The organism is Paenibacillus glycanilyticus NBRC 16618 (assembly GCF_004000805.1).
In the GTDB taxonomy this organism is placed as follows: Bacteria; Bacillota; Bacilli; order Paenibacillales; family Paenibacillaceae; genus Pristimantibacillus; species Pristimantibacillus glycanilyticus.
In genome coordinates, this window is sequence record NZ_BILY01000029.1 from 1 (window position 1) to 26827 (window position 26827).

25 protein-coding genes and 1 other annotated feature are annotated in these 26827 nt (G+C 51.6%); of the genes, 5 read left to right on the top strand and 20 right to left on the bottom strand.

Annotated elements, in window-relative coordinates; all coding sequences use genetic code 11:
- The 4 genes from PGL01S_RS20855 to PGL01S_RS20870 all read right to left on the bottom strand — a co-directional run.
- A partial coding sequence (locus tag PGL01S_RS20855) for a DUF4131 domain-containing protein (RefSeq protein WP_164775542.1) occupies positions 1–408 on the bottom strand: 408 nt, incomplete at its 3' end.
- Positions 409–497: 89 nt separating this feature from the next.
- Positions 498–1028 carry a deoxycytidylate deaminase gene (locus PGL01S_RS20860; RefSeq protein WP_127496508.1) on the bottom strand — a complete coding sequence of 177 codons (531 nt, stop codon included), beginning with the start codon at positions 1026–1028 and terminating at the stop codon, positions 498–500.
- A gap of 107 nt (positions 1029–1135) precedes the next feature.
- On the bottom strand, positions 1136–2437 hold the full coding sequence (locus PGL01S_RS20865; RefSeq protein ID WP_127496509.1) for a homocysteine synthase: 1302 nt from the start codon (positions 2435–2437) through the stop codon (positions 1136–1138).
- Between the two features lie 155 nt (positions 2438–2592).
- A complete protein-coding gene (locus PGL01S_RS20870; protein WP_244935682.1) occupies positions 2593–3114 on the bottom strand; it encodes a ComEA family DNA-binding protein in 522 nt (173 codons plus the stop codon).
- A gap of 110 nt (positions 3115–3224) precedes the next feature.
- Here PGL01S_RS20870 and comER point away from each other — a divergent pair, with 110 nt between their 5' ends.
- A complete protein-coding gene (comER, locus tag PGL01S_RS20875) occupies positions 3225–4064 on the top strand; it encodes a late competence protein ComER (protein ID WP_127496510.1) in 840 nt (279 codons plus the stop codon).
- Between the two features lie 49 nt (positions 4065–4113).
- Here the strand turns inward: comER and leuS are convergent, their stop codons facing one another.
- From leuS to PGL01S_RS20900, 5 genes are all read right to left on the bottom strand, one after another.
- Positions 4114–6549: a leucine--tRNA ligase gene (leuS, locus tag PGL01S_RS20880; protein ID WP_174806583.1), complete on the bottom strand. Its 2436-nt coding sequence runs from the start codon at positions 6547–6549 to the stop codon at positions 4114–4116.
- 73 nt (positions 6550–6622) lie between these two features.
- Positions 6623–6840, bottom strand: a binding site (T-box leader).
- A gap of 50 nt (positions 6841–6890) precedes the next feature.
- Complete coding sequence (locus tag PGL01S_RS20885) at positions 6891–8237, bottom strand: stalk domain-containing protein (protein WP_164775543.1); 1347 nt, start codon at positions 8235–8237, stop codon at positions 6891–6893.
- A gap of 282 nt (positions 8238–8519) precedes the next feature.
- Positions 8520–8963, bottom strand: a complete 444-nt coding sequence (locus tag PGL01S_RS20890) for a DUF350 domain-containing protein (protein ID WP_127496513.1) — start codon at positions 8961–8963, stop codon at positions 8520–8522.
- Between the two features lie 14 nt (positions 8964–8977).
- Entirely contained in the window at positions 8978–10222 is a 1245-nt protein-coding gene (locus tag PGL01S_RS20895) for a glutathionylspermidine synthase family protein (RefSeq protein ID WP_127496514.1), read from the bottom strand.
- 2 nt (positions 10223–10224) lie between these two features.
- Positions 10225–10551 carry an aminotransferase yhxA gene (locus PGL01S_RS20900; RefSeq protein WP_127496515.1) on the bottom strand — a complete coding sequence of 109 codons (327 nt, stop codon included), beginning with the start codon at positions 10549–10551 and terminating at the stop codon, positions 10225–10227.
- A gap of 133 nt (positions 10552–10684) precedes the next feature.
- Here PGL01S_RS20900 and PGL01S_RS20905 point away from each other — a divergent pair, with 133 nt between their 5' ends.
- Positions 10685–11140, top strand: coding sequence for an RNA helicase (locus PGL01S_RS20905; RefSeq protein ID WP_127496516.1), 456 nt, complete (start codon positions 10685–10687; stop codon positions 11138–11140).
- Between the two features lie 13 nt (positions 11141–11153).
- On the opposite strand, the gene arsC is transcribed toward PGL01S_RS20905, so the two are convergent.
- The 4 genes from arsC to PGL01S_RS20925 form a co-directional block, all read right to left on the bottom strand.
- A complete protein-coding gene (gene arsC / locus PGL01S_RS20910) occupies positions 11154–11585 on the bottom strand; it encodes an arsenate reductase (thioredoxin) (protein ID WP_127496517.1) in 432 nt (143 codons plus the stop codon).
- Between the two features lie 19 nt (positions 11586–11604).
- Entirely contained in the window at positions 11605–13017 is a 1413-nt protein-coding gene (locus PGL01S_RS20915) for an arsenic transporter (RefSeq protein ID WP_127496518.1), read from the bottom strand.
- 76 nt (positions 13018–13093) lie between these two features.
- Positions 13094–13552, bottom strand: a complete 459-nt coding sequence (locus tag PGL01S_RS20920; protein ID WP_127496519.1) for a MarR family winged helix-turn-helix transcriptional regulator — start codon at positions 13550–13552, stop codon at positions 13094–13096.
- Between the two features lie 62 nt (positions 13553–13614).
- The gene (locus PGL01S_RS20925) at positions 13615–14346 is read right to left on the bottom strand and encodes an alpha/beta fold hydrolase (protein WP_127496520.1); all 732 of its coding nucleotides are present in this window, start codon (positions 14344–14346) and stop codon (positions 13615–13617) included.
- A gap of 148 nt (positions 14347–14494) precedes the next feature.
- Between PGL01S_RS20925 and PGL01S_RS20930 the strand changes: the two genes are divergently transcribed.
- On the top strand, positions 14495–16429 hold the full coding sequence (locus tag PGL01S_RS20930) for an ATP-binding protein (RefSeq protein WP_127496521.1): 1935 nt from the start codon (positions 14495–14497) through the stop codon (positions 16427–16429).
- A gap of 43 nt (positions 16430–16472) precedes the next feature.
- Here PGL01S_RS20930 and PGL01S_RS20935 read toward each other — a convergent pair whose 3' ends face one another.
- The 6 genes from PGL01S_RS20935 to PGL01S_RS20960 form a co-directional block, all read right to left on the bottom strand.
- Positions 16473–16682, bottom strand: coding sequence for a DUF5316 family protein (locus PGL01S_RS20935; protein ID WP_127496522.1), 210 nt, complete (start codon positions 16680–16682; stop codon positions 16473–16475).
- Positions 16683–16778: 96 nt separating this feature from the next.
- Positions 16779–17291 carry a molybdopterin-guanine dinucleotide biosynthesis protein B gene (mobB, locus tag PGL01S_RS20940; protein ID WP_127496523.1) on the bottom strand — a complete coding sequence of 171 codons (513 nt, stop codon included), beginning with the start codon at positions 17289–17291 and terminating at the stop codon, positions 16779–16781.
- 2 nt (positions 17292–17293) lie between these two features.
- Positions 17294–17896, bottom strand: a complete 603-nt coding sequence (gene mobA, locus PGL01S_RS20945) for a molybdenum cofactor guanylyltransferase (RefSeq protein WP_127496524.1) — start codon at positions 17894–17896, stop codon at positions 17294–17296.
- Positions 17893–20055, bottom strand: a complete 2163-nt coding sequence (gene nasC / locus PGL01S_RS20950) for an assimilatory nitrate reductase catalytic subunit NasC (RefSeq protein ID WP_127496525.1) — start codon at positions 20053–20055, stop codon at positions 17893–17895. The genes mobA and nasC overlap by 4 nt, the downstream gene beginning before the upstream one ends.
- Positions 20040–22076 (bottom strand): nitrite reductase large subunit NirB, encoded by a 2037-nt coding sequence (gene nirB, locus PGL01S_RS20955; protein WP_127496526.1) that lies wholly within the window; start codon positions 22074–22076, stop codon positions 20040–20042. The genes nasC and nirB overlap by 16 nt, the downstream gene beginning before the upstream one ends.
- A complete protein-coding gene (locus PGL01S_RS20960) occupies positions 22073–23377 on the bottom strand; it encodes a molybdopterin molybdotransferase MoeA (RefSeq protein WP_127496527.1) in 1305 nt (434 codons plus the stop codon). The genes nirB and PGL01S_RS20960 overlap by 4 nt, the downstream gene beginning before the upstream one ends.
- 448 nt (positions 23378–23825) lie before the next feature.
- Between PGL01S_RS20960 and PGL01S_RS20965 the strand changes: the two genes are divergently transcribed.
- Both PGL01S_RS20965 and lplA read left to right on the top strand, forming a co-directional pair.
- Positions 23826–25040: a nitrate/nitrite transporter gene (locus tag PGL01S_RS20965; RefSeq protein ID WP_127496528.1), complete on the top strand. Its 1215-nt coding sequence runs from the start codon at positions 23826–23828 to the stop codon at positions 25038–25040.
- Between the two features lie 97 nt (positions 25041–25137).
- Positions 25138–26127, top strand: coding sequence for a lipoate--protein ligase (gene lplA / locus PGL01S_RS20970; RefSeq protein ID WP_127496529.1), 990 nt, complete (start codon positions 25138–25140; stop codon positions 26125–26127).
- A gap of 68 nt (positions 26128–26195) precedes the next feature.
- Here lplA and PGL01S_RS20975 read toward each other — a convergent pair whose 3' ends face one another.
- On the bottom strand, positions 26196–26822 hold the full coding sequence (locus tag PGL01S_RS20975; protein WP_244935683.1) for a HEAT repeat domain-containing protein: 627 nt from the start codon (positions 26820–26822) through the stop codon (positions 26196–26198).
- Between the last annotated feature and the right edge of the window lie 5 nt (positions 26823–26827).

The window sequence follows — 26827 nt, forward strand, 5'->3', positions numbered from 1 at the left end:
CTCGGCAAGCCGCACTTGAACAAGCAGGCGCTCGCGGACCTGGCGCGGCGCCGCTTCGCCACCCACGCGGACGGCATCGGCCGTCACGCGGAACATCGCGCGGTCTCCGTCGACCTCTACCGCGGATACAATCGTGCCGGTCACTTCCGCTTCATACGAAGCGCCCGGCAGATCCAGCGCGCTCCCGTTGCGGGCATCGGCCCACAGCCGCTCGCCGGCTGCAAGCATGCAGCCGATTAAGCAGACAACGGCAAGCCGCCTTGTCGATTGTCCAACTAGCACAAGCGCAAGCAACAAAGCCGCCGCCGAGCTTATGGCCAGAGCCGCTCCCCCTACGCTCAGATGAGCGGCCATGCTGCTTCCCGCTATCCAGAACACGGCAAACCATACTAAAGGCCGTCTATTCACGGCAATCCCTCCTCCGTGCAGAAAAAAAAGAACCTCCGGACGCATCAAAGCAGATGCATACGGAGGTTCTTCCCCATTCGCTTATTTAGTTAGGATGTAACCTTCATGCTCGCCTGCGGCGGCGGCTCGTAATCCGTCAGCGAACGGAATACAATCCCCTTCTGGCTCATAAGCAGGCTTACCTTGTCACTATCCTTCGGATAACCGCGATGGAACACAATTTCCTTCACGCCGCTGTTTGCCAGCATGTTGGCGCAAGTCCAGCAAGGCTGATCGGTTACGTATACCGTTGATCCTTCACGGTCGGCGCGGTCCGTAAAGAGAAGCAAGTTCTGCTCCGCGTGAATCGTGCGGATGCAGCGCTGTTTTTTGACCATTTGCTCCTGACCGTCGTCGCCGATTCGCGTCTCCCATTCTTCCGCAATCATGCAGCCTGCTTCCGAACAGTCCTGCACGCCCATCGGAGCGCCGTTATAGGCGGTTCCCAGCAGCTTCTTGCCCTGCACGAGCACCGATCCGACATGACGGCGGGGACAACGCGAGCGTGTCGACACCATATAGGCAATATCCATAAAATACGTATCCCAGTCTTTGCGTGAAGCATCCTGCGCTTCTGACATGTCTTCCACTCCTTTTCCTTTTGCCCGGACAGCTTCCGTCAGATTCCTCAAGGAAGGAACCCGACGGAGCTGCCTCTATCTAGATGTATATAGATGATATCGTTGTATTAGTTCGATTGACTTGCGCGCAAGGCTTGATCCAGGTCAGCCAAAATATCCTTAATGCCTTCCGTGCCGATCGACAGGCGGATCAACCCGGCCGTTACGCCTGCCGCTTCCTGCTCCGCAGCCGACAGTTGCTGGTGGGTTGTGCTTGCGGGATGGATGATAAGCGACTTCGAATCGCCGACGTTCGCCAAATGCGAGAACAGCTTCACGGAATTGATCACCTTCTTGCCGGCATCGATGCCGCCTTTAATGCCAAAGGTCAAAATGGCGCCTTGGCCGTCCGGCAAATATTTCTTGGCCAGCTCATAAGAAGGATGGCTCTCGAGACCCGGATAGCTTACCCATTCCACCGATTCGTGCGACTCCAGGAACTGGGCAACCTTCAAGGCGTTTGAGCTATGGCGTTCCATGCGCAGATGCAGGGTTTCGAGACCTTGCAACAGCAGGAACGAGTTAAACGGCGACAGGGCAGCGCCCATGTCACGCAATAATTGTACTCTAGCTTTAATGATATAAGCAATCGGACCAACCGCATCCGTGTACACAACGCCGTGATAGCTAGGATCCGGAGTGGTCAGGCCAGGGAATTTGCCGCTTTCTTTCCAGTCGAAACGGCCGCCGTCCACGATAACGCCGCCGATCGATGTACCGTGACCTCCAATGAATTTGGTTGCGGAATGAACCACGATATCCGCGCCGTGCTCTATCGGACGGAGCAAGTAAGGGCTCGGGAACGTATTGTCCACGATAAGCGGAATGCCGTTCTCGTGAGCAATAGCCGCTACGGCCTCGATATCAAGGATATCACCCTTCGGATTGCCTACCGTTTCCGCATACAAAGCTTTTGTCCGTTCCGTAATGGCCGCACGGAAATTTTCGGGATTCGACGGGTCTACGAACTTGACTTGAATGCCCAGCTTCGGAAGGGTTGTCGAGAACAGATTGTATGTACCACCGTAAAGGCTGGTAGCGGATACTATCTCGTCTCCCGCTCCCGCGATATTCATAATCGAATACGTAATCGCAGCTTGTCCGGACGCTACGGCGAGTGCGGCAGGCGCTCCTTCCAGCTCGGCGATACGCTTCTCGAATACATCCGTTGTCGGGTTCATCAAGCGGGTATAGATATTGCCGAATTCCTGAAGCGAGAACAGGTTCGCCGCATGATCCGTGTCACGGAAGCCGTAAGAGGTCGTCTGGTAAATCGGAACCGCGCGGGCAAAAGTAGTCGGGTCAATCTCCTGTCCGCCATGGACAGCCAATGTGTCGAGCGAACGTTTGTTTTGTTCTTGATTCGTCATGTGCAACAACTCCTTGGTATATGGGATGGACATGCTTCAACCATTTCAAAGCAAACGGCTCGGTTTGGGTAGTCCAATGGAATCGAACTTAATGCCCGAATATGGTTATATAGGCCTGGGAAAACCTCCCTGCACCTTGTCCCATTCTCTCATAATCATGGCGATGCGACAATGCTATCTTTTATTCCGGCAAGCAGCTTGCTGCCTATTCCCTTCACTCTAAGAAGATCATCCGCGGATGAAAAAAGTCCATTCTGTTCCCGGTCGGCGATAATGGCCTGCGCTTTTGCCGGGCCAATCCCTTTCAGCGTATCCAGCTGCTCGGCCGTTGCCCGGTTAATATCAAGCTTGCCTGACGAGACTTCTTCTTTCCCTGCAGTCTCTCCGGCATTAGCCTCCGCATGAATGCTCCCAGTTTGGGCGTTCGGCAACTGCGCTCCGATCTCCTTCGTTTTTTCCGGCAGATCCGCCTTTTCCACTGCCGCTTCCGGTTCTTCATTCATTTGCAGGGCAGCGCCAACCTCCCGGTTTAGCTTCACCCACTCATCCGGCGCTTTCTCCTTTGGCTGCGCGAAGGCTGCAGCAAGCATTACAACCGCAGCCGCGACAAGAAATAGAGGGATTATAAATCCGTTTTTATTCGAATTCGTTTGACGTCCTTGCAGGAAACGAGCCACTGCGAACACTCCTTCTACCCAAAAAAAAGGGGATTTTTAGCATTTCCATGTCATATTAGGCAAGTCTTGAGGAATAGGTTAAAAGAGCAAATCTGTTAGGAGGGCTGAGCATGAATGTCGGATTCATTGGGACGGGCGCGATGGGAAGCCTGCTTATCGAAGCCTTCGTCGCATCTGGAGCACTCGACCCGTGTCAGATCGTAATCAGCAACCGCACCTACGCCAAAGCCCAGGCGCTTGCTGAACGATATCCCGGAATGAGAGCCGAGCGTTCGAATGCAAGCACCGCAAGCGTTAGCGACATTTTGTTTTTATGCGTCAAACCGCTTGAATATAAGAAAGTGATTGATGATCTTCTGCCGGTCCTGCGGCCGGAGCAGCTTCTTATATCCATAACAAGCCCGGTTCTGATCGGGCATCTGGAAGAGCTTTTGCCTTGCAAAATCGCAAAGGTTATTCCAAGCGTCACCAACCTTGTCTGGAGTGGAGCCACCTTATGCATCTACGGCTCCCGCATTACGGAAGAGGACCAGACCCTTATCGAAGATATGCTTGCTTTCATCAGCGAGCCCCTTCCTATCGAAGAGCCTTACACCCGGATCGTATCGGACCTCTCCAGCTGCGGACCTGCCTTTTTCGCTTATCTGGTCGAGCAGTTCGTAGATGCCGCCGTATGCGAAACGGGAATCAGCCGCGAGGACGCAATCAGCGTTGCAAGCAACATGCTGCTCGGCACGGGACTTCTGCTGACGGAAGGCGGACTATCTCCGGAAGATATCCAGAAGAGAGTAGCCGTTCCCGGAGGAATTACGGCCCAGGCCCTGCAGCTGCTGAATCGTGAGCTTGACGGCACCTTCAACCGGCTGATCCGGACGACGCATAAAAAATTCGACGAAGACGTCGCCAAAATAAATACGGCTTTCTACGGCGAAGAGGTGAACGGACAGTAGCACATTTTGCGCTGCTGGGCCGCTCACCTCTTCTTTTTTTGCTTGCTATTTAGTTCGCTACGATGTTAACGAGCTTGCCCTTGACAACGACCACTTTGCGGATCGTTTTGCCTTCTATCAGTTCTTTCACTTTATCCATGTCTTTGGCGAGGCTTTCCATCTCTGCTTCCGCCGTATCGGCTGCAATGGAAACGCGCTCGATAATTTTACCGTTCACTTGCACGACGATTTCAACTTCATCATCCACGGTCAATGCTTCTTCGTACGAAGGCCATTGCTCGTAAGTGATGGAGCCCGTTCCGCCCAGCTTCTCCCACAGCTCTTCAGCGATATGCGGAGCCAGCGGGGACAGCATTTGCAGGAAGTTCTTCATGGCTTCAACCGGCAATACATCCGTTTTGTAGGCTTCGTTAACGAAAATCATCAACTGGCTGATCGCGGTGTTAAAGCGCAGGTTCTCGAAATCATCGGTCACCTTTTTGATGGAACGGTGCCATATTTGCTTGAACGCTTTTGTTGTTTCGCCGTCGTTTGCGATTTTCGCGTTTACGCTGCCGTCTTCGCTGACGAACAAACGCCATACGCGGCTCAAGAAGCGGTATGTGCCTTCTACGCCGTTGGTATTCCAAGGCTTCGTCGCTTCCAGAGGTCCCATGAACATTTCGTACATGCGGAGCGTATCCGCACCGAATTCGTTCACGATATCATCCGGGTTAATAACGTTGCCGCGCGATTTGGACATTTTCTCGTTGTTCGTGCCGAGAATCATGCCTTGGTTCACCAGCTTGTGGAACGGTTCTTTCGTGTTTACGACGCCAAGATCGTACAGCACTTTGTGCCAGAAGCGCGCGTAGAGCAAGTGAAGCACCGCATGCTCCGCGCCGCCGATGTACAGGTCAACCGGCAGCCATTCCTTTTGTTTTTCAGGCGAACAAATTTCGTTCTCGTTCTTCGGATCGATAAAGCGCAGGTAATACCAGCAGCTTCCAGCCCATTGAGGCATCGTGTTTGTCTCGCGGCGAGCCTTCATGCCCGTCTCCGGGTCAATCGTGTTTACCCATTCCGTAACGTTCGCAAGCGGCGATTCACCGGTGCCGGATGGCTTGATCGCATCTACGTCCGGCAATACAAGCGGCAGCTGATCTACGGGAACCGGCTTCATGGTGCCGTCTTCCAGGTGCAGAATCGGAATCGGCTCACCCCAGTAGCGCTGACGGCTGAACAGCCAGTCGCGCAGACGGTAAGTGACCTTGCCGTGGCCTTTGCCCGAGCTTTCCAAATGCTCGATCATCGTTTTGATCGCATCTTCGTTGTTCAGACCGTTCAGGAAATCGGAATTGACGTGAGGACCGTCGCCTGCATAAGCCTCTTTCGTTACGTCGCCGCCTTGAACAACCTCAAGGATTGGCAGATCGAACTGCTTCGCAAACTCCCAGTCGCGGGTATCATGGCCTGGTACCGCCATAATGGCGCCCGTTCCGTAACCCGCAAGCACGTAGTCGGCAATCCAGATTGGCGTCTTTGCGCCATTAACCGGGTTGATCGCGTAAGCGCCCGTAAATACGCCTGTTTTGTCCTTCGCAAGGTCGGTACGCTCCAGATCGCTCTTGCGAGCCGCCGCTTCTTTGTACGCCTCAACCGCTTCGGCTTGGTCAGCCGTCGTGATTGCCGCAACCAGCTCATGCTCGGGTGCCAGTACGCAGTAAGTTGCGCCAAACAGCGTATCCGGACGCGTTGTAAATACGACAAGCGAAGCATCATGACCGTCAATGGCGAAAGTTACTTCCGCGCCAGTCGATTTGCCGATCCAGTTGCGCTGCATGTCTTTGATGCTTTCCGACCAGTCGAGCTCTTCCAAGTCCTCAAGCAAGCGCTCGGCGTATTCCGTAATTTTCAGCATCCATTGGCGCATTGGCTTGCGGATAACCGGGTGGCCGCCGCGTTCGCTCAAGCCGTCGATCACTTCTTCGTTCGCCAGTACGGTACCCAGCGCAGGACACCAGTTAACCGGTACTTCGGCTACATAAGCGAGTCCTTTATTATACAGTTGGATAAAGATCCATTGCGTCCATTTATAGTAATCCGGATCCGTTGTGCTGAATTCGCGGTCCCAGTCGTACGAGAAGCCAAGCGATTTGATCTGGCGGCGGAAGTTGTTGATGTTCTCCACCGTGATCTCGCGCGGATGGCGTCCCGTTTGCAGAGCGTATTGCTCCGCCGGCAGACCAAACGCGTCCCAGCCCATCGGATGAAGAACGTTATAGCCGCGCATCCGTTTGTAACGGGATACGATATCCGTAGCCGTGTAACCTTCCGGGTGACCTACGTGCAGGCCCGCGCCGGACGGATAAGGGAACATATCAAGGGCGTAAAATTTTTTCTTGCCCGGATCTTCCGTTGTTGCAAATGTCTTGTTCTCATCCCAATACTTCTGCCATTTCGGCTCTACCGCCAGCGGGTTGTAGCCTTGAAATTCCTGACTCATCATCATTTCCTCCTAAAAAGTGTGCGCGAGCGCATCACAAACATAAAAAAACTCCCGCCCCTAGCGTATTATCGCTAGGGACGAGAGATTATTCCCGTGGTACCACCCTAGTTAACGTCCGGCATGCTTTGCCTTTCGTTCACTCATTGCCTTTAACGCAGGCTATTCGTTGCGTAATAATAACGCAAAGCTCCAAGGCGAGATTCATATCGCTGCAGGTCCGGCTTGCACCATCCGCCGGCTCTCTTAGCCTTGCTCCGCGACATTACTGCTCCTCTTCAACGCCATTAAGTATAGAAAAACATGGTTAGACCCGATTATAATATTTCGTTTGACGCATGTCAAGAAGTCTGGGCTAATTCAGCAGTTGTAATGACTACCGTCTTCCCTTTTTCATCCCATCCGACTTTCGCTCCTAAAGATTCGCTTACAAATCTGGCAGGAACAACTGTATTATTGTTAACCAAAGCAGGCGGGGAATCTAGAGTGACCTTCTTATCATTTACGTATGCCGTTTTTTGGCCAACTGTTAGTTTAACAGTAATTTCACCTTTCTTCACCGTAATAGAAGAAGTAGAGGAATTCCAGGTCAATTCCGCGCCTAATGCTTCCATAATTGCCCGCAGAGGTACCATTGTACGATTTTTAATACTTACAGACGGCTGATCGGATTGCAAAATATTTCCGTCAATTTCCACAAAGATAGGATCCTGATCCAAAGTTTGATTTGGGAAGCTCGCGATTCCAACCGGGATCGTACGGCTGCCCTTTTTACCATCTCCGACAAAACCGCCGCCCCATGCCCATAATGTACCGTCTGCTCGAATCGCCATTGAACGGAACCCAATACCGTGGGCTGCGATATTCGTAATTTTCTTTAGTCCTTTTACTTGAACAGGCACATCGCTGGACTCCCAAGTTCCATTGCCCAGTTGCCCGCCGGAATTTGTTCCGCTAGCCCAAACCGTACCGTCTCTCCGTAGCATAAGCGGTCCACCCGCACTCGCTTGAATGGCAACAATGTCTTTGACGCCTTCAATCAGCCTAGGAGCCGAGTCTTCTGAGACAGAGACCCCGTTAACTAGCCCTTCGCCATCGGATCCCCAATACCAGACCGAACCGTCTTTTTTTAATCCGTATGTATATTCAGCCCCTACAGCTACTTGGATAATATCTTGTATTCCCTGCAATTGAGTCTGGTATTGCCATACCGTCCCGTCCTTCTTGAGTGCTACAAAGCTGCCATACCCTGAGGATATAGTTACAATGTCGCTTAATCCAGGCAGTTTTACCGGCTGCTCCGAAGAACTGATATTGCCTAACGAATCTTCCGTATAAAATCCTCCCCAGCCCCAAACGGTACCATCTGATTTAACCGCAAAACTTCGGGTCCAATCCGCTTCAACGGCAATAACATTGGTTAACCCCTCCACCTTTTGAGCAATGGCAGAGCTTTGATGATTGCCATTTCCCAACTGACCCTCATGATTACCGCCCCACGTCCACACCGTACCGTCTTTTTTGAGCGCCAGTGAATGCACTTGACCCGCTGCAACTGAAATAACATCCACTAATCCTGCCACTTGCACCGGAACCAGCGCATATAAGTTCGTTTCTGAACCTTCTGCTCCTCTATACGTCGTAATATCGCCCCATTGCCATACCGTCCCGTCATTTTTCACTGCCACACTGTGAATACTCCCTACCGCAATTGCTTTCCAGCCCTTGTTTGAGGCTATTTGAGCCTCAGCAATTGACAATGGTAAGGTACATGTCACAAACATCGCTAAGATCAATAGTTTAGAGTACCAATTGGATATTATTATTTTCGTGATCAAAAAATTGTCAGCTCCCTCTTTATTCGCATTGCACACAATTCCAATTATACCAAATATTTAATAGAATTGACGCAAAAAGAGACTTCCGGAATTTACACCGAAAGTCTCTTAGAATTCACTTTAATATTGCAGCTACCCGAGCAAATCCGGATTATAAGTAAGGCATCCGGCGATAATCATGCCTACGCTGCACGAAATAAGCAGAATAAGAATGCCTACCGCGATGTTGTTCTGCTCAATGGCTTTAAAGATGGTCACGTTCACCTTAAGCCCCTTGCCGAATAAATAAGTAATCAGCTCCGTCAAGTAGTAGAGGATAACGAGCGCAATGATCCCGATCACGCCCCACAGCAGCATGTCGGAGAGCGATACCGAGTTTTCCGCAGCCGCGCGGATTACGATGGCGAGACCTGCCAGCCTGCCGCCAAGCGACAAGGCTGCCGAAGCATTTCCTTTAAAGATAAGGGCAAACTCCTTATTCTTCGTTGTCAGTTCAAACAAGAGCAGCCCTGCTATCATAATGGCGAAACCCGTCAATGAATAAAGCAAAAAATCCACATATAAATTAGTGTCCATTCCTATTTATCTCCTTACTCTGATTTAGTAATGCCAACCGGCAAAAAATAAGATAAATTATCCGTAATCGGGCTGCCGATGCGAATGCCTATGGCGCCCGCATTTCCTCCGATTAAAAAGCTGCCGTACATGTACGAGCCTTCACGTTCTCCCTTTACCGTCCGGAAATTGGCGGTTGGCAGCTCGACGTATTCCTGATAGACCGGAAGGTAATGAGCGTAGGAGTTATGACTATCCTCCGCCGCTACCGTACCGTCGCCTTCGAAAATTTTGACCGTATCCCCTTCGCGTCCAAACGCAGGCTTCATCACGTATTTCGTCCGGCCTTCAAGAAAGCGGTCCGGCTCCAGATAGGTAGGGAGAAAATGCTCTCCGATCCATCGGTGCTCTTCTTCGGTAAAAAAAGGACTCCCTTCTTCATGCAGTCCCCAAATAATGGCCTGCACGGCCTTCGATTGGAGAAGGAAGGCGGACGGCGGATTAACGACTGCGACCTTCTTCTGCCCGATGAGCTCCAGCAGCCATAATCCGATCGGATTCCCTTCCTCATCTTCATCCTCAATAAGATTCTCTACCGGGAAGGTTTGGCGATACAGCACGTGAATGGGATTTCCCTCTCCGTCAAACAACCCGACATGCCGGATAATTTGAAGCTGATCAAGCGGAACAAAGCTCGACGGGAAGGGCAGAAAGCTCTGCAAGTAAAGAGCCGTATTGGCGTCTTCAACGTTATCTCCATGGGCCGTGAACACGATGCGAGGATCATTCGGATCTTCACCGAGGTATTCCAGACTCTCGACAACCGCTTTCTCAACCGCAAGCGCAAGCTGCTTCTCAAAGCCCTTATTCGGATTATGGTGATCAAAGACCTCGCAGACCAGGCCATTTACATGATGGAGCTCCTTGATGAAGGTCGGGGTATCCGAATTAATCTCCATGCATTTGTACGTCTCTCCCGTCCCAACCAGATCCAGTCTGGCGATAACGCTTTCGACCGATAAGCTTCTGATTCTTATGTACGCCAATGTTTCGCGCGGGAAACCAAGCATCAGCAAAGTCTCGTCATCCACGGTCCGAAGCAATTGCGCGGTCTTATAGAAAATATAGCCAATGCGGTTCGTCGATTCGCGAATTTTATGAACCTCTTCTTTCGTCATGCCGTATAGGTCGTAAAGGGAGTACTCTTCGCCATACAAATCTGCCCAATAATCTTTAATTCCGGAATAAAAGGCGTTTCTCGCCTTGGCGAATTGGTCCACGTTCAGCCTCCGCCAATGGAGCTGCCTTTGCCAAAGCCGGAGCTCGTTTTGCTTGTAATGCTGGATTTATAAGCAGAATAAGAGCTGCTTTTTTGCAGCGCCGATCGGGAGGAATAATAGCTGTTGCCATAGTAATAATTCCGGTAGTAAGAGGAGCTGGAATCGTCGCAGCGGTATACGCCGTTTTTGCTGTCCCACTCCCAGTCCCTGCATTGGCTGTCCGTTGGCGGAGCCGTTCGCGGGTAAGTCGTTGTTTGACCGCAGCCCGCAAGGGCGGTAGCCATGGCAACGGCAGAGACGCCAAGCATTGCTTTTTGAGTTAAATTCATAAACTGGTATCCTCCAAGCTTCATAGTTCCTATAAAGTTATATCATATTTTAATAGGGATGCAGCAAGAAAAGTTAAAGTTTCCATAAAATGATGGTATGATAGTGAAATCATTTTGATTCGGAGTGAGAGAGATGAATAAATTAATTTATTTTGTCGACAAAGGCTTTAATGAATACGAGCCGTTAATGGAGTATCCTGCCGCTTCCGTTGGAATCGATGAGATGTATGCCCGTCAATTATGCACCTACCTGATTGCAAACGGAGTTCAATACGAATTAACCTCAAACGAGATGCAGGAAAAAGAAGAAATGCTGATCGTCAAACGCATCGGGCCAAACGAGAATTACGGAGACGAATCCAACTACCGGGGACGCGGCATTTATATCGAATTCAGGAAGCCTAACGAGCGGGGACGCAAGCTGACCGAGATCGGCAGCGCCAACCATTATGAGGTTATCCGTTACTTGCTGAAGGACATCGTAGATGTTCCGGGTTACGGTCCCATGTTTACGACATCAACCGAAATTGACGAAGACCGGGGCTGTTACGTGATTTACGTCCGCGGCATGAATGAGCCTGAGGATTAATAAAAAAGCTGCCTTAACGGCAGCTTTTTTCATCTACAAATTGTTTAATTCGATCATGAATGGCATCCCTCACGGCACGGAATTGGACCATGATTTCTTCCTCGGTGCCGGTAGCCTTCGCCGGATCGTCAAATCCCCAGTGCCACTTAACGACATTTTCATTGGCAATGACCGGGCAATGCTCGTCCGCATGCCCGCATAATGTAATGACGTAATTAGCCCGGTTTAATAATTCGACATCAATCACATCGGAGGTATTGCCCGAAATATCCACTCCCGCTTCTTTCATCGCTTGCACGGCTTTCGGATTTAGTCCGTGCGCTTCCAAGCCGGCGCTGTACACCTGGAATTCGTCTCCGCCCAGCAGCTTCATGAATCCGTCCGCCATCTGGCTTCTGCACGAATTGCCCGTACATAGGAAATATACGATAGGTTTTGCTGTCATCCGTATCCTCCTGTCATGGCTATGCCATTTGTTTTTCCGCTTCTTGTTTTTTGCCGGATTTCAACCTGAAGAAAAAGGCGAGGGCAACACCCGCTGCCAATAGGAATCCTGCAATCGCAAAGCCAACATACACGTTAAACGAATGAATAAACTCAAGCCAGATATATAACCCGGCCAGCGTGATAAACAAGGTCGGCACGGTTAATACGAAGCCTGCTTTCATATAAGAGCCCCATGAAATCTTCACGTCCTTCTTTGCGAGAACATGAAGCCATAACAAGGTGGCCAGCGAACCGATTGGCGTCATCTTTGGACCCAGATTGCATCCAATCACATTCGCGTAAACCAACGCTTCCCGGATCGCGCCTGCCGTAGCTGTCCCCTTGATCGCTAAGGCATCAATCATTACCGTTGGCATGTTGTTCATTACGGAGGATAAGATCGCCGACAGGAAGCCCATACCCATCGTTGCGGCAAAAAGTCCATGGTCGGCAATGGCTTGAATGATGTTCCCAAGCGCATCCGTAAGTCCCGCGTTTCGCAGCCCGTAGACCACGACATACATGCCAATCGAAAACACAACAACGGTCCATGGAGCTTCCTTCAACACCTTCTTGGTCTGAATCGCCGGGCTCCGGCGGGCGAACAGCAAGAAGACCAAAGACACGGCCCCCGTAATGATCGATACCGGCACATGAATAAATTCGCTGGCCAGATAGGCAACAAACAGAATCGCCAACAAAATCCAGGACAAGCGGAACAGCTTGTGATCTTTAATCGCTTCTCTTGGTTCCTTCACCTCGCGGACATCGTAATCCGCGGGAATGCTTTTCCGGTAAAAAAGATACAGCACAAGAAGGCTTGCGCCAAGCGAGAAGAGGTTCGGGATGATCATCCGGCTGGCATATTCCACAAAACCCGCTCCGAAATAATCGGCCGAAACGATATTTACCAGATTGCTTATAATGAGGGGCAATGACGTCGTATCCGATATAAAACCACCGGCCATAATAAACGGCAGGATCATTTTACTGTCGAACTTAAGCGCCCTGACCATGGCGAGCACAATTGGCGTAAGGATAAGCGCTGCTCCGTCATTGGCGAAAAAGGCCGATACCGCTGCGCCAAGCATAATGACGTATACAAACATTCTTCTGCCGTTTCCTTTAGCTAGACGGGCCATATGAAGGGCTGCCCACTCAAAGAAACCAATTGCGTCAAGGATCAACGAGTTCAGGATAATGGCGATAAAAGCAATCGTTGCATTCCATACAATGCCGGTTACGGTTCCTACATCCGCAAAGCTGACAACGCCAAAAAGCAACGCCAGTACAGCACCGCCTGCGGCTGACCAGCCAATACCAAGCCCTTTCGGCTGCCAAATAACAAACGTTAACGTAATCAAAAAAAGAATAATTGCTATAAATGCCACTTGTCGTTCCCCGCTTTAATTCATATCGATTCGTTAATAATTGCAATTTGCAACTATTATCCAAAAATAAACTCCTCTATAGAGGAGGTAAACAGCAATGAGAACTTTGCCCCATCGCCTCATTTAATAGCTGAAGACTTTCGAGCACCTGCCTTTTTTTATCTGCGGGCACATACTGAAAAATGCTTAAGATATAATCTTCCATTGCTTCCGCAACGGCCTTCTGCTGCTCATGTCCCTTTGCCGTCAAGGTTAAGGTTACGTATCGACGGTCCTTCTGATCCGGTTCGCGACTGAGCAGATCAAGCTCAACCAATTGCTGGACCTGCCTGCTTAACGTGCTTGCTTCCACGCAGAGCACATCTGCCAGCTCATTCAACGATAGATTCGGACGCTTGTGCAGCTCATACAGAATATGGCTTTGAATAACGGAAATCCCGAATCCCTGGGCTCCGCCCTTCTGCTGCAGGCCGAATCTTCTAACGACGCCTTGCAGTATTTCGCGCACATCCACATACTGCGGCAATTGTTCCATTCCTACATCACCCGCAATAGTTATAACATACAATAGTTGCGACCTGCAATTACTTTTTTTTCTTATTCCGTACCTCCGTCCTGCTCATTAACAAACCGGATAATATCCGCGTAAAACAATGCTTTGTCTTCACCCTTCAGCGCATGGTCAGACCGGGCGTACTCTTTCACGCTGACCGCTTCACTCATCCGTTTGTACCTGGCCAGATCCTCTTCCGTAACCAACGAGCCCTCCCGTTGTCCCCTTGCCACCATAAGCGGCAGCTGCAATGGCTGATCCAGCGGAATTTGAACCGACTCCCGTTGTATTCCCCATACTGCGTCAGCCCGTATGTTAGATGTCCGGTTATATGGAATCAGATAATGATGGATATAGTCCTCCGCCCAGCCGTCAGGCATCGCCCGATGTTCGGGCGGATAATCACCAACGATAAAGGAACGCACATCGCTTGGATAGGCATGGGCGTATTGCAGCGCATAGGATACCCCTCTTGAATAAGCAAACAGATGGAAGCTCTTCACCCCGGCATCCCTCACGACGGATTCCAGATCAGTCAGATGATCCTTCAGATCGTAACCAGCCTCTGGGGTATCGCTTTTCCCTCTTCCGCGGAATGATAATAGAATGCATCGCCTTGGCGCCGCCGCTTCCATAAAATCCAAATATTCTTCCGCCGTTTCCGATAATCCCGGGCAGACTACAATCGGAACCAACCTTTCATCCGCTTCGTCTCTTGAATCGTAATAATGAATGCTGACCTCGCCATTACGCGCGTAATACTCGCTTACCGCCATGCTTTACACCGCCCCTGCCTCAATTTAAATGGCTTTATTATAGCACTCAAGTATGAAGGTGATATATACTTTGTTGCATCATATTGATTTTTGTCGAATTAGCAAGTATGGTAAAAGATGACAGAAATATCAACTGTAGGTGACGGTAATGAGATCAACCATTCTTCTGATTACAGGCATAATTGTACTGGTTATATGTTCGGTCTACCAGATTCAACATGTCTCTTCCATAGAGAAACCCCAGCAAAACTATTCCGTCATCAAGGAATGGGACTACCAGTGGCTGTACAAGCCTAAGGAGCCCTATCAACCGGAATGTATCGCAGAGGGAGACCCGACAAAATGGCAGCATGCAGACAAAGACCAGCCTATGCAGAAGCGGGCAGCCGGTGCCGATGCCCTGATCCTGCGCATCACACTTCCGTCCCTGGATTGGAATACGCCGGGAATATGGATAAAACGTGCTTACGGGACTGCTGTCAGCGTAGCTTTTGAACATCGGGAAGGCCTGCTCTATAACATGGAAAGATCGTATCCTTACGATGTGAACTATACGCTGCTCCCTCTGTCCGATGCGACAAAAGGCAATCACTTGCTGATCCTGCTCCGTTTATCCGATGAGAGACAATCGCTGGAGCCTGAAATGGTCATCGGCGATTACAATCAGATGCTTCCCGAATATGAGCGTTACGGATTGATTGAATTGGTCTATGGCGGTTCGTTTATGTTCATTGCCTTAATCATGATGACTTGCCTGTTTTTTCTTAAACGCGAGCAAATTGTGCTGTGGATGTCTTTATGCCTGATCATCTTATGCCTGGGTGAAATTATACTAGCCTACTCTCCCGCTCTATACCACCATTATTATGCTTACGGAAAACCGTTTCTCGATTTGTTTGATCTAGCCCTGTTCCTGCTTACTCCTGCTCTCGCGGTCTTTTTCGAACAGACTCTTGGACCTGGCATTCACGGCATTATAAAAAAATTCAGAATCGTCCTTATTCCGGTTACGGTCTTGGTTATTGTGTTATGGGCGCTTGGCAAAACCATTGTTCCGGGCATAAGCCTTAGCTTGCTTCAAGTTGTACCGCTTACCTTTATCGCCGCTATTCAATTTCTCATTCTGACTGTTCACGCGATTGGTTACGCTTGGAAGGGGAACCGGGACGCGATTATGATTTCCGTCGGATACTCCGTCTTCTTCAGCGTGTTTATCTCGGAAATTATTATCTATTTCAGGGATGAGACCTATCATCTGATCTATTGGAAGTGGGGGCTGCTCGCCTTCCTGCTGTCGCTCATTGCCGTGATGGGCAGGCAATTCTCCCGCAACCACGACCAGCTCGTTAAATATTCCAAGGAGCTTGAAATGTTCAACCGGGAAATTCAGCGCGCGGAGAAAATGGAGCTGATCAGCCATCTGGCCGCTTCTATCGCGCATGAGGTACGCAATCCGCTGCAGGTGACGCGCGGATTCATTCAATTGGTAGGAGAAAAGGCCGTAAACAAGGAGAAGCAGTTCCTGCAGCTGGCCGTACAAGAGCTCGATCGCGCGTCCAGCATCATTACCGAGTTCCTCACGTTCGCCAAGCCTCATCTTGAAGATATAAAAACCTTGAATATTTCGGAAGAATTGAATCAGATTCAGGATATCATCTCACCGCTTGCCGCAATGCAAAGCACAAGGCTTGAAGTCATCGCGGAACCGGACCTTTATGTGCTCGGCAGCGCCGAGAAGTTTAAACAGGCAATCATAAATATGATCAAAAACAGCCTGGAGGCTATATCCAGCTTTGACGGAGCCGTATCCATTCTGGCCAACAAGGAAGACAATGAGGTTCTCATCCGGGTAATCGATAATGGCGAAGGGATTGATCCCGAGAAGCTGGACAAGCTTGGCGAGCCCTATTTCTCCAACAAATCCAAGGGAACGGGCCTTGGTCTCATGGTCACCTTCCGGATTATCGAGGCTATGGAGGGTTCGATCCGCTTCAGCAGCACCAAAGGGGTTGGAACGGAAGCCGTCATCCGCCTTCCCTCCGTTTCGACGAACCCCTCGGAAACACCCTTTCCGGAAAGCTGACGAGAAAAAGCGCCCCGTTTGTCATAAACGGGGCGCTTTCTATTTAATCCAGCCAGTTGATCAGTCCGGCAATTGCGAGACAGACCAAAGCGAGCACAAAGGACCAGGTAGCAACTTTGTTTCTCATTCTTTTATCCGCTGGCTGCTCCGAATTAAAATTGCTTCTTTGCTGCTCAGGCGTTGTCCAGGCTCCCAAAGCCACTCCGGATATCAAAATAAATCCACAGCCGATATAGATGAATAATTGAAACATGGGTTCGCCTCCTGCTGCTGTTTCTTCGTTAAGTATTGTATACGGTTCAATACCGAAAAAGTTTTTCTCAGGATGCAAAAAAATAGACAGTCCCGTTCAGGACTGTCTTCTCGAACCTTTTATCTGTATATGATCTCCTATCCCCTGCACATCGTCTATCTCGAATAACTCGGCCCCTGCCGGAATCACTTCTTCCTGCAAATTATACCCCGGCCAGACCGCTACTGCCGTAATGCCTTTCAGTTCGCCCAGCAGCCGTTCGTCTTCCGCCCGCCTCACGATTACAAGCTTCGGCAACCGCTCCGCCTTAAACCCTTCAACAAGGATAAAAGCCTCCGCCGGCGCTTCTCCGATCAGCTCAAGCAATGCGGAAGGCTTCTCCTTCACAATAGCCGTCCGGTCTGCCGAAGTAATCGCCGACCAGACCGCTCCGGAGGATCGGTGCCGGGCGGTATCCGCATGCGCCGGCTCTGCCTCGAATTGATGGCCGTCATGCTTAACCGTGGCGACCTTAATTCCGCGGGACGCCAAATAATCGATCAGCCGGCACATGAGCGTTGTTTTGCCCGTATTTTTATAACCCGTAATCTGATACACGGCTGCTGCCATGGCTACACCTCCTTTCGAATTTTCGCTTCTTCGTATTGCTCCGGCGTATTAATATTGTCAACAAAGCTAAAGGAAATGCCGGCCGCCTTAAACTTCTCCTCCGGAACCTTGGCATAGTTGATCCGCTTCAGAAATCCGTTCATGCTGTAATCGCCCTCCGACAGACAACGCTCAACCTGTTCCAGGCACTCCGCGCGGTAAATAGCATGAAGAGGATGAAGCCGACCATTCACTTCGGGCACGGCAGCCAGACTGCCGCTCTCTTCCATCCGATGCCGCAATAAAGCGGCAGCCTTACCCGATACGAAAGGCATATCGCAAGCGGATACCCACAGCGCGGAATAACAATTGTATTCAAAAGCGGTATGAAGAGCCGCAAGCGGACCTTGACCGGGCGCCGCATCAATCAGGCATGGCAGCCTCAAGCCGGAGAGGAGCTTAGCCTGATCCTCCGACGCGACCACGGCCGTCACGCTGCCGCATAAGGGCAGCATGTTTTCACGAACGCGCTCAATCATAAACTGCCCGCCGATCGGCAGGAGCGCCTTCATTAATCCGCCCATTCGCCTGCCTTGGCCACCGGCCAATATAATGCCGCCAATCATTCCTTCATCAGCCCCTTCTCCTGCTCCTCCAACAAATACTCGGCAAGAGGCTGAACCTTTACCGCGCTTGTCTTGAAATCCGGCATCTTGCAATTCGGATCCAGCAGAGCAGGGGTTGCCCGATTCACGTTCTGGGCATCTCCCCAATGCATTGGGATAAATAACGTATCCTCGCGAATATCCGAGGTCACCTTCGCGCGAACGATAACCGTTCCCCTGACGGATTGCAGGCTGGCGAGCACGCCATCCTCAAGCCGGTATTTCCGCGCTGTCGACGGGTGAATCTCCAATATGTTTTCCACCTCGCGGGCAGCCAGGACGGGGCTTCTTCGCGTCTGCACTCCCGTTAGGTAATGGGACAGCATTCGGCCGTTTGTCATGTACAGCGGGTATTCATGATTAGGCTGCTCGGCCGGAGACTGACTGTCTACGGACTGGAATACGGCAAGCCCGTCCTGATGGGCGAATCGTTCTCCGAACAACCGCGGTGTTCCCGGATGGTCAAGAGAAGGGCATGGCCAATAGATTCCTTCCTCCTTGCGGAGCCTTTCGTACGTAATGCCGTAATAATCCGCAATGCCGCCGCGGCTTGCCATGCGTAGCTCATTAAAAATATCCTCCGCCTGGCGGAAGGTGAAATACTTTTCTTTGCCAAGCCAATAAGCCAAATCGCATAGAATCTGCCAGTCATGACGCGCTTCACCCGGAGCCGGACGGCCAGCCGGCCGCAGCAGAACCCTGCCCTCCAGATTCGTCATCGTTCCCTCATTCTCGAGATAGGACGTCACAGGCAGTACGATATCGGCGAGCTTTGCGGTTTCCGAGAGGAACATATCCGCAACAACAAGGAATTCCAACCGTTCCAGCGCTTCTTCCACCAGAACGGCGTTTGGGTTCGATACAATCGGATTAGAGCCCATGACGAACAGCCCTCTTATATCCCGGCTATGAACAAGCTCCATCATCTCGTACGCGGATACTCCTTTGCCGGGAAGCTCTTCCGGTTCAATCCCCCATACGCGCGCTATATAAGCGCGGTCCTCGGGATTTTCGATCAATCGGTAGCCGGGCAGCTGATCCGCCTTTTGCCCATGCTCGCGTCCGCCTTGTCCGTTCCCTTGTCCGGTCACCGCGCCATAGCCGCAGCCTTCCCTGCCGATTTTGCCCGTGGCCAGAACCATGTTAAGAAAATTTCTTACGGCCATATGCCCGTCCGCATGCTGCTCGACGCCGCGGGCTGTAAAGACCATTCCCGTACGCGCTTTGCCAAAGCTGATTGCCGCTTTGCGGATCAGCTCCAAGCTTACGCCGGTAATATCCGCCATTTCGCTAAGGTCCAGCGAATCCAGATGCTCCTTCACCTCGGCAAAGCCCTTTGTCCTGCTCTTGATAAAGGCTTCGTCAATCAGCTTCTCGTCAAAAATAACCTTCAGCATGCCGTTCACCAGAGCCGCATCCATACCGGGCTTCACCTGCAGATGAACGTCGGCGATAGAAGCGGTGGCCGATACTCGGGGATCAATAACAATGATGATGGCCCCGTTTTCCTTCGCTCTCGTAAAATACGGCATCAGCGTCGGCTGGCATTCCGCGATGTTAGTCCCCGCCAAAATAATGCATTCGGCTAGCGGAATATCCGACAGCTTGTTTGTCAGGCCGCGGTCGATGCCGAAGGTTTTTACGCCCGCCGATGCCGCCGCCGACATGCAAAACCTGCCGTTATAATCAATATATTTGGTCTGCAGGGCTACCCGCGCGAACTTGCCCAGCAAATAAGCAGATTCGTTTGTAAGCGATCCGCCGCCGTACATACCAACGGCATGGGCGCCATGCTCCGCTTGCAATCCGGACAGCCGGCTGCTGACTGCCTCGAGAGCTTCTTCCCACGTCACCTGCGTCAGCTTGCCGTTTTTGCGAATCATCGGGTGAAGCAGCCTTTCCCTGCTGACCGCATGCTGATACGCGTTCATCCCTTTCACGCATAACCGGCCTTCCGAAGCTTTGTTCGGGATCGCCGTTACCTGATAGGTCGGCCGCCGTCCCGAACGGTCCTCCACAACCTCCATCTTGCATTGCACGCTGCAAAAGGGACATTGCGTGGCCATCACTTGCCTCGCCTGCTCCACCGAGAATGTCATTGTTTCTACGTGCCGCTCCATACCATCTCCGCCCTTTCCGCCGCCTGCCACCGGCTGAGTAAATCTTCTTGCTCTCCGCGATCCAGAAGCTTTTCCCTAAGCGGCTGGAGGCCGATTCGCTCAAGCCATTTCCAAGGACGCTCCCCGTAATAAGCGGATTCCCGGTACCATTGAACACAGGCTGCCGCCAGCTGCATGGCTTGCTCCTCGTCCGCCTCAACCGCAAGCAGCTGCGCTTGCTTGACCGGATGCTCCGAATGGCCTCCGACGTAAACCTCCCAGCCGGCAGGTACGGCGGCAAGCCCAAAATCCCGGACCAGGACGTCCGAAGGCTTCAAATAATGGGCAGACCGCTCGGTTTGCACCGGATAAGGCAGTTTGAGTTCCCGGGTATCCCATGATAACTCCTTGCGCTCATCGTCCAACAACGGGCTTACTGTCTTTTTGGATTCCTGGATCAATCCCATATAATAAGGAATGGCGCCGCGGCAAACGACGCAGCCGTCTGCCTTGCTCCATCCAAGCTTTTCTCTTGCCTGCGCCGCGTTTGCGTACTCCCGTTTCGCAATTTCGGCTTTTACTTCTTCATGACCAAGCTCGGTACAGCCGCAGATTGGGACTACCTTTTTAGTTCCGCCTCCCGCTCCCGCCAGCACGCTTGCCAGCACCGCGCCAACGAGCTGCTTACAGCCGCCGCACGAGCCGGATGCTTTTGTCTTATCCCGGATCTGCTCGACCGTCTGCAAATTGTCTTCCTGGATCGCGCATGCGATAGCTCCCTTGCTGACGCCGTTGCACGAGCATACGGTCTGGTGATCGGCCATCGCAACAACAGCCTCATCGGCACCGCCGGATGCCCCCTCTGGCTTCTCAAGGAGTATCTTCGCATCCGTTTTCTTCTTTAAGTAATCAAGCAGCTTCATTCCTTCAGAGCTGTCCCCGTACAAGACGGCACCGGCTATTTTTCCGTTTCTGACGGTTACTTTCTTGTAGGTGCCCTGAAGACCGTTATATTGCTGCAGCGCCACCTCAACATCGCCTTGAATGTCTCCTGCCGAGAACACGTCCACCCCGGACACCTTCAGCATGGAATAAGGAATGGAGCCTTTGTACGGCCCGGTGTCCGTATCTGTAAGCACCTTGGCCAGCACTTTGCCCTGCTCGTACAGCGGGGCGACCAATCCGTATACCGTCCCGTTATGCTCCGCGCATTCTCCAACCGCATAGATATGAGGCACGTTGGTCCGCATGTAATCGTCGACAAGAATTGCCCGGTTCGTGGCAATTCCGCTGTTAACGGCTACCGTGATGTTGGGACTGATCCCTACAGCCAGGACAATTAGATCCGCCACGAGCTTGGTGCCGTCACTGAACAACAGCCCTTCCGCCCTTTTGCGGCCGATAATTTTCTCCGTCCGCTTCTCCATCCAGAACCGCATGCCCTGCTGCATTAGCTCCCGCTTCAGCATATCGGCCGACATCGCATCCAACTGCCTGTTCATCAGATAGGAGGCATTATGAACGACATGCACCTCCATGCCCAGGTTAAGCAGACCGCGCGCAGCTTCCAGCCCCAGCAAACCGCCACCGATAACCGCCGCTCTCCGGTAGGATTCCGAGGCTTCGATCATCGTCTCGCAATCTTTTATGTTGCGAAAGGCCGTTACGCCAGATTTCTGAATACCCGAGATCGACGGGACAAAAGCCGAAGATCCCGTTGCCAATATAAGTTCATCGTAAGGCACCGTCTTGCCCGATTCCAGATAAATGCTTTTTCCAACCGCATCGATCCGCACAGCCTTCTCGCCCAGCAGCAGCCGGATCCCCCGCTTCTTATACCAGGCAAAGTCATTGATGGTTATATCCGAAATGGAGGTATCGCCCTGCAGCACTTTCGACAGCATAATCCGATTGTAGTTCGGATGCGGCTCATCCCCGATAATCGTGATTTCGAAGGCTCCGGGCGATAACCGGTCTATCTCCTCTACGCATCTTACGCCTGCCATTCCATTGCCGATTACCGCTAGTTTCCTTGTCGTCACAACGTTAATCCTCCGTTTGCCATATGCGTTAGTAATAGAAAAGAAACGATTTCCCCTTTCGCCGCACCTCTTCCGCCCGCCGGGATTACGGCAATGGCGTTTGCTTCCGCGAATGCCGCAATATTCCCCGATTTGTCGTTGGGCAGCGGTGAAATTCGCCATACCCCAAGCTCCATGGTTGCTATCGAGCGAATATATCGGGGATAAGGGCAAGGCTTGCCGACCGAGTCCTCCAGCTTACCTTTTAACCACTGATTGCGGTAATTTTTCATTCCCTTGAGCCATTGAACGGCCGGCTTCACCAGCAGCTCAAGACCGGAATAACAAGCGGACGGATTACCCGACAAACCAAGCAGCAGACAGCCCTCTTTTTTAAAAGCGGAGGTTGGGGTTCCCGGTCTCATCAGCACCTTCGTAAACATCGGCACAAAGCCGGCGCTGGCAGCGGACCGCTCAACGTAATCATGGTCACCGACCGATATCCCGCCTGTCGTTATAACTATATCGGCCTGCTCCGCGGCAAGCCTGATTTCATTAGCCAGAATGGCGGGATGATCCGGAACCGGCTTCCGGCGGGTGACTTGAGCGCCAAGCTGCTTCAGGAAAGCGTAAACTACAAGTCCGTTAGCGTCATAAATCCGGTTTGCGGAAAGCGCCGTACCCGGCTCCTGAAGCTCATCGCCAACCGGCAGAACAACGATCCTGGGCTTCACGCGCACAACCGCTTCAGCCTGCCCGTAAGAGGCCAGCACCGCCATTTCTTTTGCCCCTATCACGGTTCCTTTCACAAGAATCAGCTTGCCTGGGGCAAGATCCTCTCCGGCTTCCGCGATATGTCGGCCTGCCGGATGCGGACGGTCTATTCCGATCCACAGGGGCTTCCCGTCTTCTCCGTAAATGGGGGTAACCACTTCCTGCATGACAACGGTATCGTAACGATGCGGCACGGGCGCACCCGTAAAAATCCGCACGGCATCCCTATCATTAACCGGCCGGTCTACGGTACACTCCTGAGCCCATTCCTTGGATGTGCCCGCCTTAACCTCCGCAATCACTTTAAGCATGACCTCACTGCCCGGACCGGCTTCAAGCAAGGTTTGAGAGCGTACGGCATACCCGTCCATAGCAGCCCGGCGGAACGGCGGCATTGGAAACGGCGTAAAGAAATCTTCCGCCAGCACCCTGCCCACGCAATCCTCCAAGGGCAGCTTTTCGGTTCGAACGGGGGACGCTCCCCCGCACAAATGACGAAGCGCTTCTTCTACGGATACAACAAGCTGCTGCTTCTGCAAGGTAGTCATTAGACATTCCCTCCCCACCGCACAAAATGAACATAAAAAGCCCGTTTCCTATATAAATAAGGAAGCGGGCTCCGTTGCCAAGGTCGACAGCACATCGTTGTGCTGAACTTTTGTTTTGAGCATAATGGAAGTTTATTTACATGTCAATATAAGTTACATAAAAATATCGAATACCGCTTTGTTTTAAGAATATTTTAAAATTTGGTGTTAAGTTTATTGACATGCATTTGACAATTCACCTATAATTCGAATTGGGTTCACAATGATGTGACCGTACGATCCGGTGGGTACAATGCTGTACCGCCTTCGGCAAAGAGGCCGCTTCTGTCCGCAAGGGCAGTTTGCGGCCTTTTTTTAATGTTGAAATGAAACGAAAATCAGACTCTCGCCCCGGGAACGCGCGTCTGCAACCGAAAAACAGAAATATATCCATTGGAGGGAATTGGTTATGAGTAACCCTACGTCGTTCTGGAAAAGCGGTCATAAGCCTTCATTATTTAGCGCCTTTATGTATTTCGATATCAGCTTTATGATCTGGGTACTGATTGGGCCGCTTAGCGTCGTTATTATCGGAGATTATGATATGACGCCGGTTCAAAAAGCCAACCTCGTTGCCCTGCCGGTGCTTGGCGGCTCCATTCTCCGCCTTGTGTTCGGCTTCCTTACCGACTATATCGGACCAAAGAGAACCGGACAGCTCGGTATGCTGCTTACGATGATCCCTCTTGTATGGGGCTGGAAATTTGTTGATTCCCTGTCGGATCTGCATATCGTTGCTCTCATGCTTGGCGTCGCAGGCGCATCGTTTGCCGCTGCGCTTCCGCTTGCAAGCCGCTGGTATCCGCCTCAATATCAAGGTCTCGCCATGGGAATCGCCGGCGCGGGCAACAGCGGAACGGTCTTCTCCACCTTGTTCGCCAACCGGATCGCCCAGCATTTCGGCAGTTGGGAAGTGGTTTTTGGCCTTGCGCTTATTCCGATCGCAATCGCCTTCATCGTCTTTACGATCTTCGCGAAAGACAGCCCGAACCAGCCCGCTCCAAAAAAGCTGTCACAATACGCAAAAATATTGAAGCAGCGCGATACCTGGCTCTTCTGCATCATGTACGGCGTTACGTTTGGCGGCTTTGTTGGCCTATCCAACTACCTGACGATCTTCTTCAACACCCAATACGGCTTGTCTGCCGTCAAAGCAGCAGATTTCACTACGCTGTGCGTCATCGCTGGCAGCTTCTTTCGTCCGATAGGAGGGTACTTGTCCGATAAGCTTGGCGGCATTAAGGTTCTAATGATTTTGTATACGGGAGCGGCTGTTATGCTCGCAACGATTTCGAGTCTTCCGCCTCTCTATCTCGTGATTGGCCTGTTATTCGTAGGCATGATGTGTCTTGGCGCCGGCAACGGCTCCGTGTTCCAGCTCGTACCGCAGCGGTTCGGCGACGAGATTGGACTGGTAACCGGGATCGTTGGCGCAGCCGGCGGACTTGGCGGATATGCTCTGCCGCTTATTCTAGGCAACCTGTATCAGTCCACTGGCTCCTACACGCCGGGCTTCCTCATTTTGTGCGGCATAGCGCTGTTAAGCGTCATTATGCTTGCGATTGCCCAGCTGGACTGGAAGAAAACCTGGATCGGGGAAGGCGGCAAAGCACGCAGCGTGTAAGATAGGACGCGCCAACATTTTGTCCGCTCCCGCATGAAAAATCTTTCCGTGAGGGTTATAATGGGAGCAGGACGGAATAGGAAGAGGAGAATCACGCATGCGCTTTATCGACAATCACAATATCACGGACCCGACGCTGAATCTGGCGCTCGAGGAATATATTTTACGTTCGCTGCCGGAAGACGAATATTTGCTGTTCTACATTAACGAGCCGTCTATCATTATCGGCAAGAATCAGAATACGGTTGAGGAAATTAACGCCGAATACGTCAACGAGAACGGCATCCATGTGGTGCGCAGGCTGTCGGGAGGCGGCGCGGTCTATCATGATCTCGGGAACCTCAGCTTCAGCTTCATCATGAAGGATGACGGCAAGTCGTTCCACAACTTCAAGAAGTTCACGGAGCCCGTTGTCCGCGCATTGCGCAAGCTTGGCGTAGACGCGGAGCTGTCGGGACGCAACGACCTTCAGGTCGGCGAACGCAAAATTTCCGGCAACGCCCAATTTGCTACCAAAGGGAAAATGTTCAGCCACGGCACTCTTTTATTTGATTCGGAGATTGAGAACGTCGTTTCGGCGCTTAAGGTTAATGCGGAGAAATACGTCTCGAAAGCAACCAAATCCATTCGGAGCCGCGTTGCCAACATCTCGGAATTTTTGAAAGAACCAATGACCATTCAGGAATTGAGACAATATTTGCTGGAGTCGATATTCGAAGGCGAGCCGGAAATTCCGGTTTACAAGCTGACTGAAGAGGATTGGGCGAATGTCCGGAAGCTGGCTGACGAGCGTTACCGCAGCTGGGACTGGAATTACGGCCGCTCCCCTGCCTTTAACGTCCGTCAGACAAAGCGCATTGAAGGCGCGGGCACCTACGACATACGCCTGCAGGTGGAAGAAGGCAAAATCGTGGATGCCGCCGTATTTGGCGACTTCTTCGGCAGAGGCGAGACAAGCGAAGTGACTTCGAAGCTGATCGGCACGCGTTACGACGCGGAATCGCTCGGCAAGCTGCTGGATGAGATCGACGTGAACTTCTACTTCGGTCCGATTACGAAAGAGCAGCTGTTGTCGCTCATGCTGTAATTAGGCTTCAAACTAAACACTCGGATGTGCTTGTCCTTGATAAGCGCATCCGAGTTTTTAATTTTGTGCTATTTGTCTAACGTCCTATAGATCTTTTTGACTCTCTTTAACTGAGCGTCCGTGAGTTGCTGCTCTCTTGCACGCAGTACCTTCAGGAAAGCCTCCTTATTTAGAGCCGTCACGGCAAGAAGCACGCTTTCCGAATGCTGCGGCACTTCCTTGGGCCTGCAGCTTTCAAGATGGCGGAGCAGGATCGGAAAAATTAACTTGTTGTTGTCCTCGTTTGCTGCCGCTAATTTCGAAAGCGTAAGAACAGCCTTGTCCACGGTTATGACTGAACCTTCGTTCATGGCTTTCGCGATTTGACCGTAATGCTCCATAATCGCTTCCGATGCCGCATCCGCAATGGTGCACAATGCCGTCATCCCGCCCCATACCAGCCGATTATCCGAACTGTCCAGCAGCTCGATAAATCGTGCAGCGAATGGGCTTATCAGGTCCGGCCGAAGCTCGCCAATCTCATAGGCAACCTTGATGCAATCATGCCGAACCTTTTTATCCTTACCGGACAAATTCTCGATGATAACTTGTATGCCGGCAAGATTTTCTTCGCTTGCCAGCCTTCGCGCAAGTTCAATATTAGGTTCCTCGTCATTACGGCCAAGCCGGGAAGCCAACACATTCACAACGGACACGATAT